Annotated in this window: 15 protein-coding genes; 7 read left to right on the top strand and 8 right to left on the bottom strand. The window is 71.9% G+C overall.

Annotated elements, in window-relative coordinates; translation table 11 throughout:
- Positions 1–96: 96 nt before the first annotated feature.
- The gene (locus tag AB0C62_RS13325) at positions 97–1176 is read right to left on the bottom strand and encodes an MBL fold metallo-hydrolase (RefSeq protein WP_362972474.1); all 1080 of its coding nucleotides are present in this window, start codon (positions 1174–1176) and stop codon (positions 97–99) included.
- A gap of 198 nt (positions 1177–1374) precedes the next feature.
- Between AB0C62_RS13325 and AB0C62_RS13320 the strand changes: the two genes are divergently transcribed.
- The 3 genes from AB0C62_RS13320 to AB0C62_RS13310 all read left to right on the top strand — a co-directional run bounded on the left by AB0C62_RS13320 (position 1375) and on the right by AB0C62_RS13310 (position 4011).
- A complete protein-coding gene (locus AB0C62_RS13320) occupies positions 1375–2832 on the top strand; it encodes an aldehyde dehydrogenase (RefSeq protein ID WP_362972472.1) in 1458 nt (485 codons plus the stop codon).
- A gap of 2 nt (positions 2833–2834) precedes the next feature.
- A complete protein-coding gene (locus tag AB0C62_RS13315; protein WP_081216971.1) occupies positions 2835–3068 on the top strand; it encodes a ferredoxin in 234 nt (77 codons plus the stop codon).
- Positions 3069–3147: 79 nt separating this feature from the next.
- Entirely contained in the window at positions 3148–4011 is an 864-nt protein-coding gene (locus tag AB0C62_RS13310; RefSeq protein ID WP_362972470.1) for a tetratricopeptide repeat protein, read from the top strand.
- Between the two features lie 62 nt (positions 4012–4073).
- On the opposite strand, the gene AB0C62_RS13305 is transcribed toward AB0C62_RS13310, so the two are convergent.
- On the bottom strand, positions 4074–4787 hold the full coding sequence (locus tag AB0C62_RS13305) for a TetR family transcriptional regulator (RefSeq protein WP_362972468.1): 714 nt from the start codon (positions 4785–4787) through the stop codon (positions 4074–4076).
- Positions 4788–5025: 238 nt separating this feature from the next.
- On the opposite strand from AB0C62_RS13305, the gene AB0C62_RS13300 reads away from it, so the two are divergent.
- Genes AB0C62_RS13300 through AB0C62_RS13290 form a run of 3 tightly spaced genes read left to right on the top strand, consistent with a single transcriptional unit; the run spans position 5026 to position 8335 of the window.
- Positions 5026–6495 (top strand): glycosyltransferase family 4 protein, encoded by a 1470-nt coding sequence (locus tag AB0C62_RS13300; protein WP_362972466.1) that lies wholly within the window; start codon positions 5026–5028, stop codon positions 6493–6495.
- A complete protein-coding gene (locus tag AB0C62_RS13295; RefSeq protein WP_362972464.1) occupies positions 6489–7262 on the top strand; it encodes a class I SAM-dependent methyltransferase in 774 nt (257 codons plus the stop codon). Before AB0C62_RS13300 ends, AB0C62_RS13295 begins: the two co-directional genes overlap by 7 nt.
- On the top strand, positions 7259–8335 hold the full coding sequence (locus tag AB0C62_RS13290) for a prenyltransferase/squalene oxidase repeat-containing protein (RefSeq protein WP_362972462.1): 1077 nt from the start codon (positions 7259–7261) through the stop codon (positions 8333–8335). The genes AB0C62_RS13295 and AB0C62_RS13290 overlap by 4 nt, the downstream gene beginning before the upstream one ends.
- A gap of 58 nt (positions 8336–8393) precedes the next feature.
- Here AB0C62_RS13290 and AB0C62_RS13285 read toward each other — a convergent pair whose 3' ends face one another.
- Positions 8394–8687: a hypothetical protein gene (locus AB0C62_RS13285; RefSeq protein ID WP_266613361.1), complete on the bottom strand. Its 294-nt coding sequence runs from the start codon at positions 8685–8687 to the stop codon at positions 8394–8396.
- A 160-nt stretch (positions 8688–8847) separates the two neighbouring features.
- Between AB0C62_RS13285 and AB0C62_RS13280 the strand changes: the two genes are divergently transcribed.
- A complete protein-coding gene (locus tag AB0C62_RS13280) occupies positions 8848–9420 on the top strand; it encodes a hypothetical protein (RefSeq protein ID WP_362972460.1) in 573 nt (190 codons plus the stop codon).
- A 29-nt stretch (positions 9421–9449) separates the two neighbouring features.
- Here the strand turns inward: AB0C62_RS13280 and AB0C62_RS13275 are convergent, their stop codons facing one another.
- From AB0C62_RS13275 to AB0C62_RS13255, 5 genes are all read right to left on the bottom strand, one after another.
- The gene (locus AB0C62_RS13275; protein WP_362972458.1) at positions 9450–10460 is read right to left on the bottom strand and encodes an LLM class F420-dependent oxidoreductase; all 1011 of its coding nucleotides are present in this window, start codon (positions 10458–10460) and stop codon (positions 9450–9452) included.
- Positions 10461–10574: 114 nt separating this feature from the next.
- Entirely contained in the window at positions 10575–11384 is an 810-nt protein-coding gene (locus tag AB0C62_RS13270; protein ID WP_362972456.1) for a hypothetical protein, read from the bottom strand.
- A gap of 174 nt (positions 11385–11558) precedes the next feature.
- Positions 11559–12542 carry an N-acetylmuramoyl-L-alanine amidase gene (locus tag AB0C62_RS13265; protein ID WP_362972454.1) on the bottom strand — a complete coding sequence of 328 codons (984 nt, stop codon included), beginning with the start codon at positions 12540–12542 and terminating at the stop codon, positions 11559–11561.
- Positions 12543–12651: 109 nt separating this feature from the next.
- A complete protein-coding gene (locus AB0C62_RS13260; RefSeq protein ID WP_362972452.1) occupies positions 12652–13302 on the bottom strand; it encodes a class I SAM-dependent methyltransferase in 651 nt (216 codons plus the stop codon).
- Between the two features lie 146 nt (positions 13303–13448).
- Positions 13449–15194 (bottom strand): MFS transporter, encoded by a 1746-nt coding sequence (locus AB0C62_RS13255; RefSeq protein WP_362972450.1) that lies wholly within the window; start codon positions 15192–15194, stop codon positions 13449–13451.
- Positions 15195–15483 lie beyond the last annotated feature (289 nt).

The raw sequence follows: 15483 nt of genomic DNA, 5'->3' as shown, positions 1-15483 counted from the left end.
GCCGAGGTCCGAGGGCCGGGGACGCGGACAGGGCCGCGCGCGAGCCGGGGGCGGGGACTGGGGACTCGGGGTCGGACGGGTGCGGGCGCCGGGGTGTCAGACCGTCACGTACGTCACCGGATCGGTGCCCGCCACGGCCTCGGCCCGGCCCAGTTTCACCAGGCGCCGTACGTGCGCCTCGGCCTCCGAGACGGCGATGTTCCGTGACCCGTAGGGAATGTCGGCCCAGGGGCGGTTCCACTCCATGCGCTCGGCGATCTGCCAGGGGGTGAGCGGGGTGGCGAGGAGGGTGAGCAGGCCGGTCAGGCGCTCCTCGTGGTGGGTGAGCAGCTCGGCGACGCGGGCGGGCGCGTCGGTGAACACGTGCTGGTGGGCCGGGAGGACCTCGGCGGGGCCGAGCCGGCCGACGCGCTCCAGGGAGTCGAGGTAGTCGCCGAGCGGGTCGGCGATCTCCGCGAGGCCCTCGTCGCCGTCCGCGTACGGGGGGCGGCCGTGGGTGTCCGGGTCCTCGTACAGGCCGATGTGCGGGGTGATCCTCGGGAGCAGGTGGTCGCCGGAGAACAGGCGTCCGTTGCCCGCCAGCCGGGCGGGGTGTTCCTCCTCCAGGTGGAGGCAGACGTGGCCCGGGGTGTGGCCGGGGGTCCAGACCGCGCGCAGCCGGCGGCCGGGCAGGGGGAGGAACTCGCCGGGCACGATCTCGCGGTCGGGCAGGGCGGGGGAGAAGCCCGGCAGGGTGCTGGGGCGGCGCAGGGAGGTGCCCGCCCCGCGCAGGGGGGCGATGTGGTCCTCCGGGGCGCCGGACGCCTCCAGCTTGGCCACCATGTAGGCGAACCAGCGCTCGGGGCGGTTCTCCCGGGTGCGCCGGACGATGGCGGTGTCGGCCGCGTGCATCGCGATCCAGGCGCCGGACGCCTCGCGGACGCGCCCGGACAGGCCGTGGTGGTCGGGGTGGTGGTGGGTGATGACGACGCCGTGGATCTCCTCGACCGACGTGCCGCAGTCCGTCAGGCCCTCGGTGAGGGTGTCCCAGGAGGCGGGGTCGTCCCAGCCCGTGTCGACGAGCACCGGCCCCGCGTCGGTGTCGAGCAGGTAGACCAGCGTGTGACCGAGGGGGTTGTCGGGGATGGGGACGCGGATCGACCGTACGCCCCCGCCGTGATCGCTCACCTGCGCCATGCGCTCCCACCCATCGCCGAGTTGCGGACACTATAACTAGAACGGGTTCCAATGGGAGCCCAAGTCGACTGTCCGGTACGTGGTGTTCACCGGTCGGGTCCGCGCCGTGGACTCATGTCACCGGAACTGGTATCAGTTCTCGTATCTGATGAAGCGTCAGAAGTGCTGGCAGTGAGTGTCCCTGGGAGGCAGTCGGCCATGACCGAGCTCGTGGAACACGGACAGCTGTTCATCGGTGGGGAGTTGACCGACCCCCTGGGCAAGGACGTCATCGAGGTGATCTCGCCGCACACCGAGGAGGTCATCGGGCGGGTGCCGCACGCCTCGACGGCGGACGTCGACCGGGCCGTCGCCGCGGCGCGCGAGGCGTTCGACGAGGGGCCCTGGCCGCGCATGAGCCTCGACGAGCGGATCGCGGTCGTCACCCGCATCAAGGACGCGATCGCCGTACGGCACGAGGAGATCGCCCGCGTCATCTCCTCCGAGAACGGCTCCCCCTACTCGTGGAGCGTCCTCGCGCAGGCCCTCGGCGCGATGATGGTCTGGGACGCGGCGATCACGGTCGCGCGCGGTTACACGTACGAGGAGGCGCGCGACGGGGTCCTCGGCAAGCTGCTCGTGCGGCGGGAGCCGGTGGGGGTGGTGGCGGCCGTCGTGCCGTGGAACGTCCCGCAGTTCGTGGCGGCGGCCAAGCTCGCGCCCGCGCTGCTGACCGGCTGCACCGTCGTCCTCAAGCCGTCGCCCGAATCGCCCCTGGACGCCTACCTGCTCGGGGAGATCGCGCAGGAGGCCGGGCTGCCCCAGGGGGTGCTGTCGATCCTCCCGGCTGACCGCGAGGTCAGCGAGTACCTGGTCGGACACCCCGGCGTCGACAAGGTCTCCTTCACCGGCTCGGTCGCGGCCGGCCGACGCGTGATGGAGGTCGCCTCGCGTCATCTCACCCGCGTGACCCTGGAGTTGGGCGGCAAGTCGGCGGCCGTCGTGCTGCCGGACGCGGACCTCGACACGGCGGTGCCGGGGATCGCCTCGGCGGCCTGGATGAACAACGGCCAGGCCTGTGTGGCCCAGACCCGCATCCTCGTCCCGCGCTCGCGCTACGACGAGTTCGCGGAGGCGTTCGCCGGCGCGGCGAACGCCCTGGTCGTGGGCGACCCGCTCGACCCGGCCACCCAGGTCGGCCCGCTCGTCGCCGAACGGCAGCGCCGCCGCAACCTCGACTACATCCGCATCGGTCAGGAGGAGGGCGCCAAGATCCTGGCGGGCGGCGGGCGTCCGCAGGGCCTCGACCGCGGCTGGTACGTCGAGCCGACCCTCTTCGGCGACGTCGACAACTCGATGCGCATCGCCCGCGAGGAGATCTTCGGCCCGGTCATCTGCCTGCTCCCGTACGGCGACGAGACGGAAGCCGTGAAGATCGCGAACGACTCCGACTACGGGCTGAGCGGCAGCGTCTGGACCGCGGACGTCGCCCACGGCATCGACATCGCGCGCCGGGTCCGCACCGGCACCTACTCGGTCAACACCTTCAGCCTCGACATGCTCGGCCCGTTCGGCGGCTACAAGAACTCGGGCGTGGGCCGGGAGTTCGGACCCGAGGGGTTCGGCGAGTTCCTGGAGCACAAGATGATCCACCTGCCGGCCGGCTGGGAGGCGTGAGGATGGGCGACCGCTGGCAGGTCGAGGTCGACCGCTCCGTCTGCATCGGCTCCGCCCAGTGCGTCCACCACGCCCCGGACGCCTTCCACCTCGACACCGCCCGCCAGTCCCACCCCACCACCCCGGAGACCGACGCCACCGAACAGATCCTGGAAGCAGCCGAGGGCTGCCCGGTCGAAGCCGTCATGATCACCCTGCTGGGCAGCGGGGAGCCGGTGTTTCCGCCGGAGGAGTAGGGGACAGGGCGCCAGGCGGGGCTGCCCGGCCCTCGGTTACGCTCCACCGGTTTCGACCGATCGACCGGGGTGGGCAAGCGTGCACAAGTCCGAGGCCAAGGTGCTGCTGGAGCAGGCGAGGGCGGCCTGGGAGGCCGAGGAGTGGCTGCGGGCCGCCGACCTCTACGAGCGGGTCCTGGAGCACTTCCCCGACGAGCGGCCGAGTGCGGTGTGGTGGTACGACGCCGCGCTCGCCCACAAGTTCCTCCGGAACTGGGGCAAGGCCCTCGACCTCGGCCGGGAGGCGGCTGCCCGCGCCCCGCGCGGGGAAGGCGATCCCGCCTACTGGAATCTCGGCATCGCCGCCACGATCCTGCGCGACTGGACCACGGCACGCGAGGCCTGGACCGGCTTCGGCATCGAACTCCCGGAAGGCGAGGGCGAGATCGACGGCCGTTTCGGGGTCGCCTGTGTACGGCTGGACACGGACGGACAACGGGAGGTCGTGTGGATCGAGCGGTTGTGCCCGACCCGGGGGCGCGTGGTGAACGTGCCCGTGACGGGCGGCCGGCGGTACGGCGAGATCGTCGTGCACGACGGCGAGCCCACGGGCGAGCGTGTCTTCCGCGGCACGACCTGTCCCGTCTTCGACGAGCTCGATCTCTTCGAGCCGTCCGAGCTGCCGACGTGGGAGGTGACGGTCGGCGCGGGCGACCAGGCAGACCTGGAGACGCTGTTGGCCCTGTTCGCCGAGCACGGTCTCGGCGCCGAACCCGCGAGCGCGGTGCGGATGCTCTGCGCCTGTTGCAGCGAGGGCACCCATCAAGTGGACCGTGCGGTGCGGGCGGGAGCTCAGGCGGTGTCGCTGGCGGCTCCCGAACAGGAGGCGCGCCGCCTCCTGGACCTCTGGGCCGGGGAGAAGGCGATCGGTCGCAGTTGGAGCGGGCTGGCGCGGCTGGGCTAAGCCCGCCCGGGCTCGCCGGGCGGCCCGTGAGCCGCACGGTCCCGTGTGCGAACGGCCGGTCCCTATGGTTCTTCGGGGGCCGTCAGGTCGATCAGGCGGCAGACCGTTTCGATGTCTATCTTGACCTGGGCGATCGAGGCGCGGCCGGAGAGCCAGGTGATCAGGGCCGAGTGCCAGGTGTGCTCGATGACGCGGACCGCGGACAGCTGTGCCGGGGTCGGGTCGTCGAGGCCCATCGCGTCCAGGATGATCACGGTCGTCTGCCGGGACACCTGGTCCACCTCGGGGCTGACGCTGCGGTCGGCGAAGGTGAGCGCGCGGACCATGGCGTCGGCGAGGTGCGGCTCGCGCTGGAGGGCGCGGAACGCGCGCATCAGGGTCTCCGCCACCCGCTCCGCGGCGCTCTCCCCGGCCGGCGGCCGCTTGCGCAGCGTTCCGTGCATGTGCTCCAGCTGGTCCTGCATCGTGGCGACCAGCAGATGCACCTTCGAGGGGAAGTACCGGTACAGCGTGCCGAGGGCGACCTGCGAGGACTCCGCGACCTCGCGCATCTGCACGGCGTCGAAGCCGCCCCGGCTGGCCAGCTGCGCGCTCGCGTGCAGGATCCGGCGGCGGCGCGCCTCCTGCCGCTCGGTGAGCGGCGGAGACGCGGGGCGGGAGGTGACGTGCGGGGTGGAGCGCGCGGGCGAGTGCCCCGCGCCGGAGGGCGTGGCAGGCGTGCCGGCCCCCGGCGCCGGTCGCGCGTTCTTCGAGTCCGCCTTGGCTTCCGCAGACATGGGTCCGTTCCGTGACATCAGCTAGGGAGCGAGGAGTCGGCACGGCAGGGCCGTCCGCCGCGCCGCGGACCAGCCGACCCCGCCGCGCGGTCGTGGCGTGAATCACCTGATCCACCGCTCACAGTGGCGCTACCTGCCGGTAGATTCAATGCTCCTTGAACGATCAAGTCTGAAACTTGTTCTAGATTAGCGTCCCGGCGTAATCTCGCGGGAAAGTGCAGGGAGAAGGGGGCCGGAAGTGACCGCTGAGGCCATGGAGGCGGGCCCCGGGGAGGGTGCGGCAGCCGACGGGGAACGACCCCTGAGCATCGCGCTCCTCACGTACAAGGGAAACCCGTTCTGCGGCGGCCAGGGTGTGTACGTACGGCACCTCTCGCGCGAACTCGCCCGTCTCGGGCACCGGGTCGAGGTCATCGGCTCGCAGCCCTACCCCGTCCTCGACGAGGGCCTGCCCGACCTGAGCCTCACCGAACTGCCCAGCCTCGACCTCTACCGCCAGCCCGACCCCTTCCGCACCCCGGCGCGCGACGAGTACCGGGACTGGGTCGACGCCCTGGAGGTCGGCACCATGTGGACCGGCGGCTTCCCCGAGCCGCTGACCTTCTCGCTGCGTGCCCGCCGCCATCTGCGGTCCCGCCAGGGCGAGTTCGACGTCATCCACGACAATCAGACCCTCGGGTACGGCCTGTTGGGCGACGTCGGCGCCCCGCTGGTGACGACGATCCACCACCCCATCACCGTCGACCGGCAGTTGGAACTCGACGCCGCCGAGGGCTGGAAGCGCCGCGCGTCCGTCCGCCGCTGGTACGCCTTCACCCGGATGCAGAAGCGCGTCGCGCGCCGCCTCCCGTCGGTGCTCACCGTCTCCGGCACCTCCCGCCAGGAGATCGTCGAGCACCTGCGCGTCGAGCGGGACCGTATCCACGTCGTCCACATCGGCGCGGACACCGACCTTTTCTCGCCGGATCCGTCCGTGCCCCAGGTGCCCGGCCGCATCGTCACCACCTCCAGCGCGGACGTGCCGCTCAAGGGTCTGGTCTTCCTCGTCGAGGCGCTCGCGAAGGTACGCGCCGAACACCCGGCCGCCCACCTCGTCGTCGTCGGCCGCCGAGCCGAGGACGGACCGGTGGCCCAGGCCATCGAGCGCTACGGCCTCGACGGCGCCGTCGAGTTCGTCAAGGGCATCTCCGACGCCGAACTCGTCGACCTCGTCCGCTCGGCCGAAGTCGCCTGCGTGCCCTCCCTGTACGAGGGCTTCTCGCTGCCCGCCGCCGAGGCGATGGCCACCGGCACGCCCCTGGTGGCCACCACCGGCGGCGCGATCCCGGAGGTCGCGGGCGCCGACGGCGAGACGTGCCTCGCGGTCCCGCCCGGCGACTCGGGCGCCCTGGCGGCCGCCCTGAGCCGACTCCTCGGCGACGCCCCGCTGCGCACGCGGCTCGGTGCCGCCGGGCGCGCGCGGGTCCTGGAGCGCTTCACCTGGGCCCGGGCGGCCGAGGGCACGGTGGCCCACTACCGCGCGGCCATCGCCCTCGCCGCTCCCCGGCGCCCGGCCCGTCGGGCGACCCCCGCGGTGACGCGGGCCGCGGCCGCCGCCCCGGACACCGACCGGGCGGCCGCCCCGGACGCCGGGCCCGCCGACGCCGCGGCACAGACTCCCGCCACCGAACCCGTTGCAGCCAATCGCGAAAGCAGGGCCACGTGCTGACCGTCGACTTCTCCCGGTTCCCGCTCGCCCCGGGCGACCGTGTCCTGGACCTCGGATGCGGGGCCGGCCGGCACGCGTTCGAGTGCTACCGGCGCGGCGCCCAGGTCGTGGCGCTGGATCAGAACGGCGAGGAGATCCGCGAGGTCGCGAAGTGGTTCGCGGCGATGAAGGAGGCCGGCGAGGCGCCCGCCGGGGCGACCGCCACCGCGATGGAGGGCGACGCGCTCCATCTGCCCTTCCCCGACGAGTCCTTCGACGTCGTCATCATCTCCGAGGTCATGGAGCACATCCCGGACGACAAGGGCGTCCTCGCCGAGATGGTCCGCGTGCTCAGGCCGGGCGGCCGGATCGCCATCACCGTCCCGCGCTACGGGCCGGAGAAGGTCTGCTGGTCCCTGTCCGACGCCTACCACGAGGTCGAGGGCGGCCACATCCGCATCTACAAGGCGGACGAACTGCTCGCCAAGATCCGCGAGGCGGGACTGCGGCCCTACGGCTCCCACCACGCGCACGCCCTGCACTCGCCCTACTGGTGGCTCAAGTGCGCGTTCGGCGTCGACAACGACAAGGCGCTGCCCGTGCGGGCGTACCACAAGCTCCTGGTCTGGGACATCATGAAGAAACCGCTGGCCACCCGGGTCGCCGAACAGGCGCTGAACCCGCTGATCGGCAAGAGCTTCGTGGCGTACGCGACCAAGCCCCACCTACCGCGCCTCGCCGGCGCGGCGGACTCCGGCGCGACCACCCCCGAGGCGGACGCCACGTGACCACTCCCCGGACAGAACACCTCGTCCTGCCCGGGGTCCTGACCGCGGAGGAGGCCGCCGTCACCGTGCGCGGCATCCTCGCGGTGCAGCGCCCCGACGGAGCCATCCCGTGGTTCCGCGGCCACCACCTCGACCCGTGGGACCACACCGAGGCGGCCATGGCGCTCGACGCGGCCGGGGAGCACGAGGCCGCCGAACGCGCCTACGAGTGGCTGGCCCGGCACCAGAACGCCGACGGATCCTGGTACGCGGCCTACGCCGACGGGCAGTTCGACGACGTCACCGACCGCGGCCGGGAGACCAACTTCTGCGCGTACATCGCGGTCGGCGTCTGGCACCACTACCTCGCCACCGGCGACGACGTGTTCCTGGACCGGATGTGGCCCGCCGTCTACGCGGCCGTCGAGTTCGTGCTGCGGCTCCAGCAGCCCGGCGGACAGATCGGCTGGAAGCGCGAGGACGACGGGACGGCCGTCGACGACGCGCTGCTGACCGGGAGTTCGTCGATCCACCACGCCCTGCGCTGCGCACTGGCCATCGCCGAGCAGCGCGAAGAGCCGCAACCCGACTGGGAGTTGGCGGCCGGCGCCCTGCGCCACGCGATCCGGTGCCACCCGGAGCGGTTTCTCGACAAGAACCGCTACTCCATGGACTGGTACTACCCGGTGCTCGGCGGCGCGATGACCGGCGCCGAGGCCACGTCACGTATCGAGGAGGGCTGGGACCGCTTCGTGGTACCCGGCTTCGGGGTGCGCTGCGTGGTCCCCAACCCGTGGGTGACCGGCGGCGAATCGGCCGAACTCGCCCTCGCCCTGTGGGCGGTGGGCGAGTCCGACCGTGCCTTGGAGATCCTTCAGTCCATCCAGCACCTGCGCGATCCGAAGTCCGGCCTGTACTGGACGGGGTACGTGTACGAGGACCGGGCCGTCTGGCCCGAGGAACTCACCACCTGGACGGCGGGCTCCGTGCTGCTCGCCGTCGCCGCACTGGGCGGCGACGAGCCCACCTGCGCCGTCTTCAGCGGTGAACGCCTGCCGACGGGACTGGACCCCGACTGCTGCGCCCTGGCCTGACCGGCGGATCAGGCCAGGGACCCGCTGGACATCCGGACCCTCCGGATGTCCCCGGTCGTCAGTGCCGGTGCATGCGGTTCGCTATGGCGTGCCCGATGAACAGGTAGACGACGGCGGCGAGGCCGTAGCCTGCGACGACACGCGCCCACTGCTCGTCGAAGGTGAACAGGTCACGGGACCAGCCGGCGAGCCAGCTTGCCACGTTGTGGATGAACTGCACGAGGTCGTTGCCACGATTGGCGTCGAGCAGATACATCAGAATCCAGAGACCGAGGATGACGGCCATAACATCCGCGACGATCGCGATGACCGTCCCCGCAGAATTCGAGCCGTTGCGATATCGAGGGGACATGACCAGCGTGTTGCCCGGCCTTGCCGGATGAAACCCGAACGGCTTCGGTCAAGTGGCGCAGGTGTGCGAACCGGGTGAGGCTGCCGTGGAGAGCCGTGTCGCCCTGGGACCGGTGAGAACCGGCGGACCAGGGAGAACCGTTCCCCACCCGGAGGATCCCGTGCCCGTACCCCTACGGCGCCTGTTCGTGGCGCTGACCCTCTGCTGTGCCCTGATCGGCGGTGCCACCGCCTGCGGCAGCGACAGTTCCAGTTCCTCGCAGCAGGACACCGCCGCCGTCGTCCCCGCGAAGGGCACGCCCACGCCGACGACCTCCGCCGAGAAGCAGAAGTTCGCCAAGACCCGCTTCGTGGCGAACGCGGGGCTCGCGGCCGGCGCGACCTACCAGTGGATCGTCAAGCCGTACAAGGCGGGCACGTTCAAGAAGGGCGCCAAGGGACGCAAGCTCGCCCTGGTCAAGGCCGGACTCGCGGGCGCCTTCGCGTACAACCGCCTCAAGGCCGCCTCGAACAACGCCAAGGGCGACCCGACGCTCGCCAAGGCCGTCGCCCCGCTCACCGCGGGCATCGACGCCCTGAAGGGCCTGCCGGCCAAGCTCCGCAAGGGCGACTCCACCGACTCCGTCGCGAACTCCTTCGACGACGTCATCAACAAGGTGAAGGAAGCAGGCAAGAGCGCGGGCGCCGAGGTCAAGGACAAGGTGCCGTCGGCCTCGCAGCTCAGCGGCGGCTGACCGTCGCGGGCCCGAACTGCCTCTCTTGCCTAGGAGTTCAGCTCCGCGAGGACGTGCAGGGTGCGGGGGTCCGGGGACAGGACCAGCAGGTCGGTCACCGGGCCCTTGCGCCACGACTCCAGCCGCTCGGCGATGCGTTCACGTGGTCCGACGAGCGAGATCTCGTCCGCGAAGGCGTCCGGCACGGCCAGCACGGCCTCCTCGCGGCGACCTTCGAGGAACAGCCGCTGAATCCTGCGGGCCTCCTCCTCGAACCCCATCCGGGCCATCAGGTCGGCGTGGAAGTTGCGGGCCGCGTGCCCCATTCCGCCGATGTAGAAGCCGAGCATCGCCTTGACCGGCAGCAGCCCCTCGGCCACGTCGTCGCAGACCTGCGCGCGGGCCATCGGCGCCACCAGGAAGTCCTCGGGCAGGTCGTCGAGCGCCGCCCCGTACGCCTGCGGCCGGTTCGGAGCCCAGTACAGCGGCAGCCACCCGTCGGCGATCCGGGTCGTCTGCGCGACGTTCTTCGGGCCCTCGGCACCGAGCAGGACGGGCAGGTCGGCCCGGAGCGGATGCGTGATCGGTTTCAGCGCCCTGCCCAGCCCCGTGCCGTCCGCTCCCCGGTACGGGTGCGAGTGGAAGCGCCCGTCCAACTCCACCGGTCCCTCCCGTCGCAGGACCTGGCGTACGACGTCGACGTACTCCCGGGTCGCGGTCAGCGGCGACTTCGGGAACGGCCGCCCGTACCAGCCCTCGACGACCTGCGGACCCGACAGACCGAGTCCGAGCATCATGCGCCCGCCGGACAGATGGTCGAGGGTGAGCGCGTGCATCGCGGTGGTCGTGGGGGAGCGGGCGGCCATCTGCGCGACGGCGGTGCCCAGCCGGATGCGTGAGGTCCGCGCCGCGATCCAGGTGAGCGGCGTGAACGCGTCCGAGCCCCACGACTCCGCGGTCCACACCGAGTGGTAGCCGAGCCGCTCCGCCTCCTGGGCGAGCGGCACATGGTCCGCCGAGGGGCCGCGCCCCCAGTAGCCGAGCGCGAGACCGAGCCGCATGTCGCCTCCAGAGCAAGCGTTCTGATGGATCGTCAGTTCACGGGGTGCTGCGACTGTACGACAACGGCCCCCCGCCGGAAAGGGCGAGGGGCCGGTGCGAGGGCGAAGCGACGATCAGCCGCGCTGGATCCCCGACGTGTCCTGGAGGACGCCACGACGGCCGTCCTGCGTCTGTGCCACCAGGGCCGCGCCGCGCTGCTCGACGGCCAGGTACCAGGTGCCCGGCGCCAGTTCGGCGATCGGCGACTGCGCGCCGTCCTCCGAGAACAGCGGACGCGCGACCGGCACGGCGAACCAGAACGGAGAGAAGTCCTGGGAGGGCTGCTGCGGCGGCGGGGTCGACGACTGCGGCTGCTGCTGGCTCGGCTGTCCGCCGAACGGCTGCCCCTGCTGCGCCGGCTGAGCACCGTACGGCTGCCCGGGCTGCCCCGGCTGGCCGGCGCCCGGGTACCCGTAACCACCCTGCGGCTGACCGCCGTAGGGCTGGGGGGTGGGGGGCTTGGGGGCGCCGACGAGGGCGGCCTTGAGGGCGGGGACGAGGGGGGTGGCGATGGCGGCACCGGCCAGGATGAGGGCGGCGATGAACCCGAGGATGGTCCCGGCGCCCGCGCTGGCGCCCTCGGGGACGTCCACCAGTGACCAGAACGTGATCCACGCGGTGAGAACGGTGAACGCCACGCCGACCGTGCCCAGGTCGAGCCCGACGACCTGGCGCGGCTGCGGCAGGCAGCGGCCGACGACGATCAGGGCGGCACCGATGACCCCGCCGAGGTAGATGCCGAGGCCGACGCCGAGGTTGGTCCATCCCGTCGTGTCCACGGTGAACCCGGAAACGGAGTAGAGCTTCAGGAACGACGCGATGAACAGCAACACCGCTGCTCCGATCACCACGCCGTCGCCTCGAGTGAGGGAGCGGATATTCACTTCAGGTCCTTCGTCAGTCGTCTCGTCATCGGGTGGAGGCATCGCTTTCCACCGTGTCGCCGTCATGGTGTCGCCGTCGGGTCCCGGTGTGCAGCGCGGGGGCGGCCCCTCATCGTACGGACGACACTATCGCCCGTCCTATGGGGGTGTCCGCCGGGTTGGACGCGTCGATCACTACCCGTGCAGGAAGCTCACGATTCCCTCAGAGATCCCCCGTGCCGCCTTCTGTCGCCAGGCGCCACTGGTGAGCAGCGCGGCATCCTTGCTATCGCGCATGTTGCCGCACTCGATGAACACCTTCGGAACCGTTGACAGATTGAGACCACCGAGGTCCGTCCGCACGTCAAGGCCCGTGCCGTCGCCGATGTAGTTGGAGGGGGCGCTGCCCGTCTCGCGGACGAAGAGACCCGCGATGCGCTCGCCCAGTTCGCGCGAGGACGCGACGATCGGGCGGGTGTCGGCGCCGCCCGCGTGCACGGACCCCGGCAGGATCACGTGGAAACCGCGGTTGCCGGACGCCGAGCCGTCGGCGTGGACGGAGACGACCGCGTCGGCGTGCGCCTTGTTGCCGATCCGGGCCCGCTCGTCGACGCAGGGGCCCCAGGAGCGATCGCCGTCCTGGGTCAACTTCACGGTGGCGCCCTCGTGTTCGAGGATCGTCCGCATGCGGTTGGCCACATCGAGGGTGAAGATGGCTTCGGCGTAACCCGCGTTGGTCGACGTGCCGGTCGTGTCGCACTCCTTGCGGTTCGTGCCGATGTCCACCGTGCGGTTGATCTCGGACGTGTGCTGGAAGTTGCCCGGGTTGTGCCCCGGGTCGATCACGACGACCTTGCCCTTGAGAGGGCCGGAACCGGCGGGCTTCGCGCCGGAGGCGGAGGCCGACGGGGAGGGCTTCGGGGACTTCCCCGGTTTGCCGTCGTCCCGCGCGGTCGCGGAGGCGGAACCCGCCGCGGAGGGGGCTCCGGAGCCGGGCGCCGAGGACGACGCGGCGGGGGCGGCCCGGTCGGACCCGCCTCCCGAGTCGTTCCCCACGGCCAGCCACACCAGCCAGCCGGCCAGTGCGCCCGGGACGAGCGCGGCGACCGCGACGGTGAGGGGTCCGCGCCGGAAACGGCGCGGCTGGGGCGGATCGAAGTCAGGACCTACGTACGACACGTCAGCCACCCTAGCGGGCGCCCACCGTGTCCACGGGGTCCGCACCGATGCCGGGACGGGTCGCGCGGAGGCCCCGCCAGGCGCGGGGCCCCTTTCCCCACCGCGCCGTTCAGATCCCGGCCCCCGTCCGCCGCAGCACCCTCAGCGAGTCCGTGACTCCGATCTCGGTGAACGCGCCCGATTCCAGGGCCCGGAGGTAGACCCGGTACGGGGCCTGGCCGGTGAACTCGTCGGCGGGGTCCGGGAAGACGTCGTGGATGACGAGGAGGCCGCCCTCGGCGACGTGGGGTGCCCAGCCCTCGTAGTCCCCGCTCGCGTGCTCGTCGGTGTGGCCGCCGTCGACGAAGACGAGACCGAGGGGAGTGCGCCAGAACGCGGCGATCTGCGGCGAGCGGCCGACCAGCGCGACCACGTGGTCCTCCAGGCCCGCCCGGTGCAGGGTCCGGCGGAAGGTGGGCAGCGTGTCCATGCGCCCGATCTCCGGGTCGACCGTCGACGGGTCGTGGTACTCCCAGCCCGGCTGCTGCTCCTCGCTGCCCCGGTGGTGGTCCACCGTGATGGCGGTCACGCCCGCCTCGCGTGCCGCGTCGGCGAGCAGGATCGTCGAACGGCCGCAGTAGGTGCCGACCTCCAGGAGAGGCAGCCCGAGCCGGCCTGCCGCGACGGCGGCCTCGTACAGCGCGAGCCCCTCGGCCGTCGGCATGAACCCCTTCGCGGACTCGAAGGCGGCGAGGATCTCGGGCTCGGGGGCCGCGGGCATGGGGGTCCTCCATCGGTGCGAACAGCGTCAACGGCGTCAACGGCGCGGACTCGCGAGCGGTGCACGCGAAAGGCCGACCCATCGTGCACCACACCCCCGCCGCGTGGGCGACGGGGGTGTGCGTGATCACGTACGGAGGAGCGGGGTCAGGCGGTGACGCCCGCGTTCTCGCCGGGCAGCGCCAGGTCGAGGTCGACCGGCCGGTCGTCGCCCGCGTGCGTCGCCGACGAGGCGAGCGGGCCGTGGCCCGTGGCCCGGGCGGCGAGCACGTACGCGCCCTGCGCCGGGACGGCGAGCGCGTAGCCGCCGTCCTCGTCGGAGAGCGTGGCGCCCGCCTGGCGGCCGCGCCGGTCGATCAGGGTGACCTTGGCGCGGGCGACCGGGTCGCCGGCCGCGTTCAGGACCCGGCCGCGGAAGCCGCCGAGCACCTCGTGCGCCCGCTCCAGCGCGGCGTCCTCCTCGCTGCTCGCGCGCAGCTGCGGCGCGGAGGCCTGGCGCTGGCGGGGCAGGAAGAGGGCCAGGACCAGGCCGACCGCGACGGCGCCGGTGGCGATCATGAACGACACCCGGAAGCCGTGCATGGTCGGGATCGCGGCGCCGCCGACGTGGTTCGCCGTGTTGGCGAGCACCATGCCGATGACGGCGCTCGACACGGAGGTGCCGATGGAGCGCATCAGGGTGTTCAGCCCGTTCGCCGCACCCGTCTCCGAGGCCGGGACGGATCCGATGATCAGGGCGGGCAGCGAGGAGTAGGCGAGGCCGATGCCCGCGCCGAGCACCACGGCGATGACCAGGGACTGCCAGGCGGCGCTCATCAGGCCGAGGCCCGCGCCGTAGCCGATCCCGATGATCACCATGCCGAGGATGAGGGTGACCTTGGGGCCGTACTTCGCCGACAGCCGCGCGTACACGGGGGCCGTGACCATCATCGTCAGGCCGAGCGGCATCACGAGCAGACCCGCGCTGACCATCGACTGGCCGAGGCCGTAGCCGGTGGACTTCGGGAGCTGGAGGAGCTGCGGCAGCACCAGGGAGACGACGTAGAAGGAGACGCCGACCATGATCGAGGCGAGGTTGGTGAAGAGGACCGCCGGGCGGGCCGTGGTGCGCAGGTCGACCAGCGGGGCCTTCAGGCGCAGCTCCATCACGCCCCACAGCAGCAGCACGGCGACGGACGCGCCGAACAGGCCGAGCGTGGTGGGCGCGGTCCAGCCCCAGTCGCTGCCCTTGGTGATCGGCAGCAGGAAGAGCACGAGGCCGATGGACAGGCCTATCGCGCCGAGCACGTCGAAGGTGCCCTTGGCCCGCATCGGGGACTCCGGGACGACGAGCAGGGTGAGGACGATGGAGATGACGCCGAGGCCGGCGGCGCCGTAGAAGAGGGCGTGCCAGTTCGCGTGCTGGGCGACGAGGGCCGCGGCGGGCAGCGCGAGACCGCCGCCGACGCCGATCGAGGAGCTCATCAGCGCCATCGCGGAGCCGAGCTTCTCGCGGGGGAGCATGTCGCGCATCAGGCCGATGCCCAGCGGGATCGCACCCATCGCGAAGCCCTGGAGCGAACGGCCCACGATCATCGGCAGCAGGGTGCTGGTCAGCGCGCTGATGAGGGCGCCGACCACCATGATGGACAGGCTGGTCAGCAGCATGCGCCGCTTGCCGAAGAGGTCGCCGAGGCGGCCCATGATCGGGGTGGCAACGGCGCCCGCGAGCAGGGTCGAGGTCAGGACCCAGGTGGCGTTGCTGGGCGCGGTTCCCAGCAGTGCCGGCAGATCCTTGATGACCGGGACGAGCAGGGTCTGCATCACCGCGACAACGATGCCCGCGAACGCGAGCACCGGCACGGTCGCGCCGCTCGGCCTCCGCGCGGGCTGGTCGGTCGTCGTGTGCGTCATTGCGTGGGGCCTCCAGGCCGTAAGAAAGCGAGCACTCCGAAGAGTGGTGGAGCGGAAAGGGGTGATCCGTGCGGATTCGAGGGACGGTCGGTCGGGCTGATCCATGCGGATGCGGGGACGTCGGTCGGCTGATCCGTGCGGGATACGTGCAAGAAGAACCCGGTGTGCCCGGGCAACTATTCCGATGCTTCGGCGTACTAACGAATTCTTGACCGTTCCATGAGGATCTGACCTACCGTCAGAATGGAACGTGTTCTAGTCTGGCGCCCGATCCACGCACCTTGGGCCT

This window comes from Streptomyces sp. NPDC048643 (assembly GCF_040650615.1).
Lineage (GTDB): Bacteria > Actinomycetota > Actinomycetes > Streptomycetales > Streptomycetaceae > Streptomyces.
This window is presented reverse-complemented; position numbering and strand designations above follow the sequence as displayed.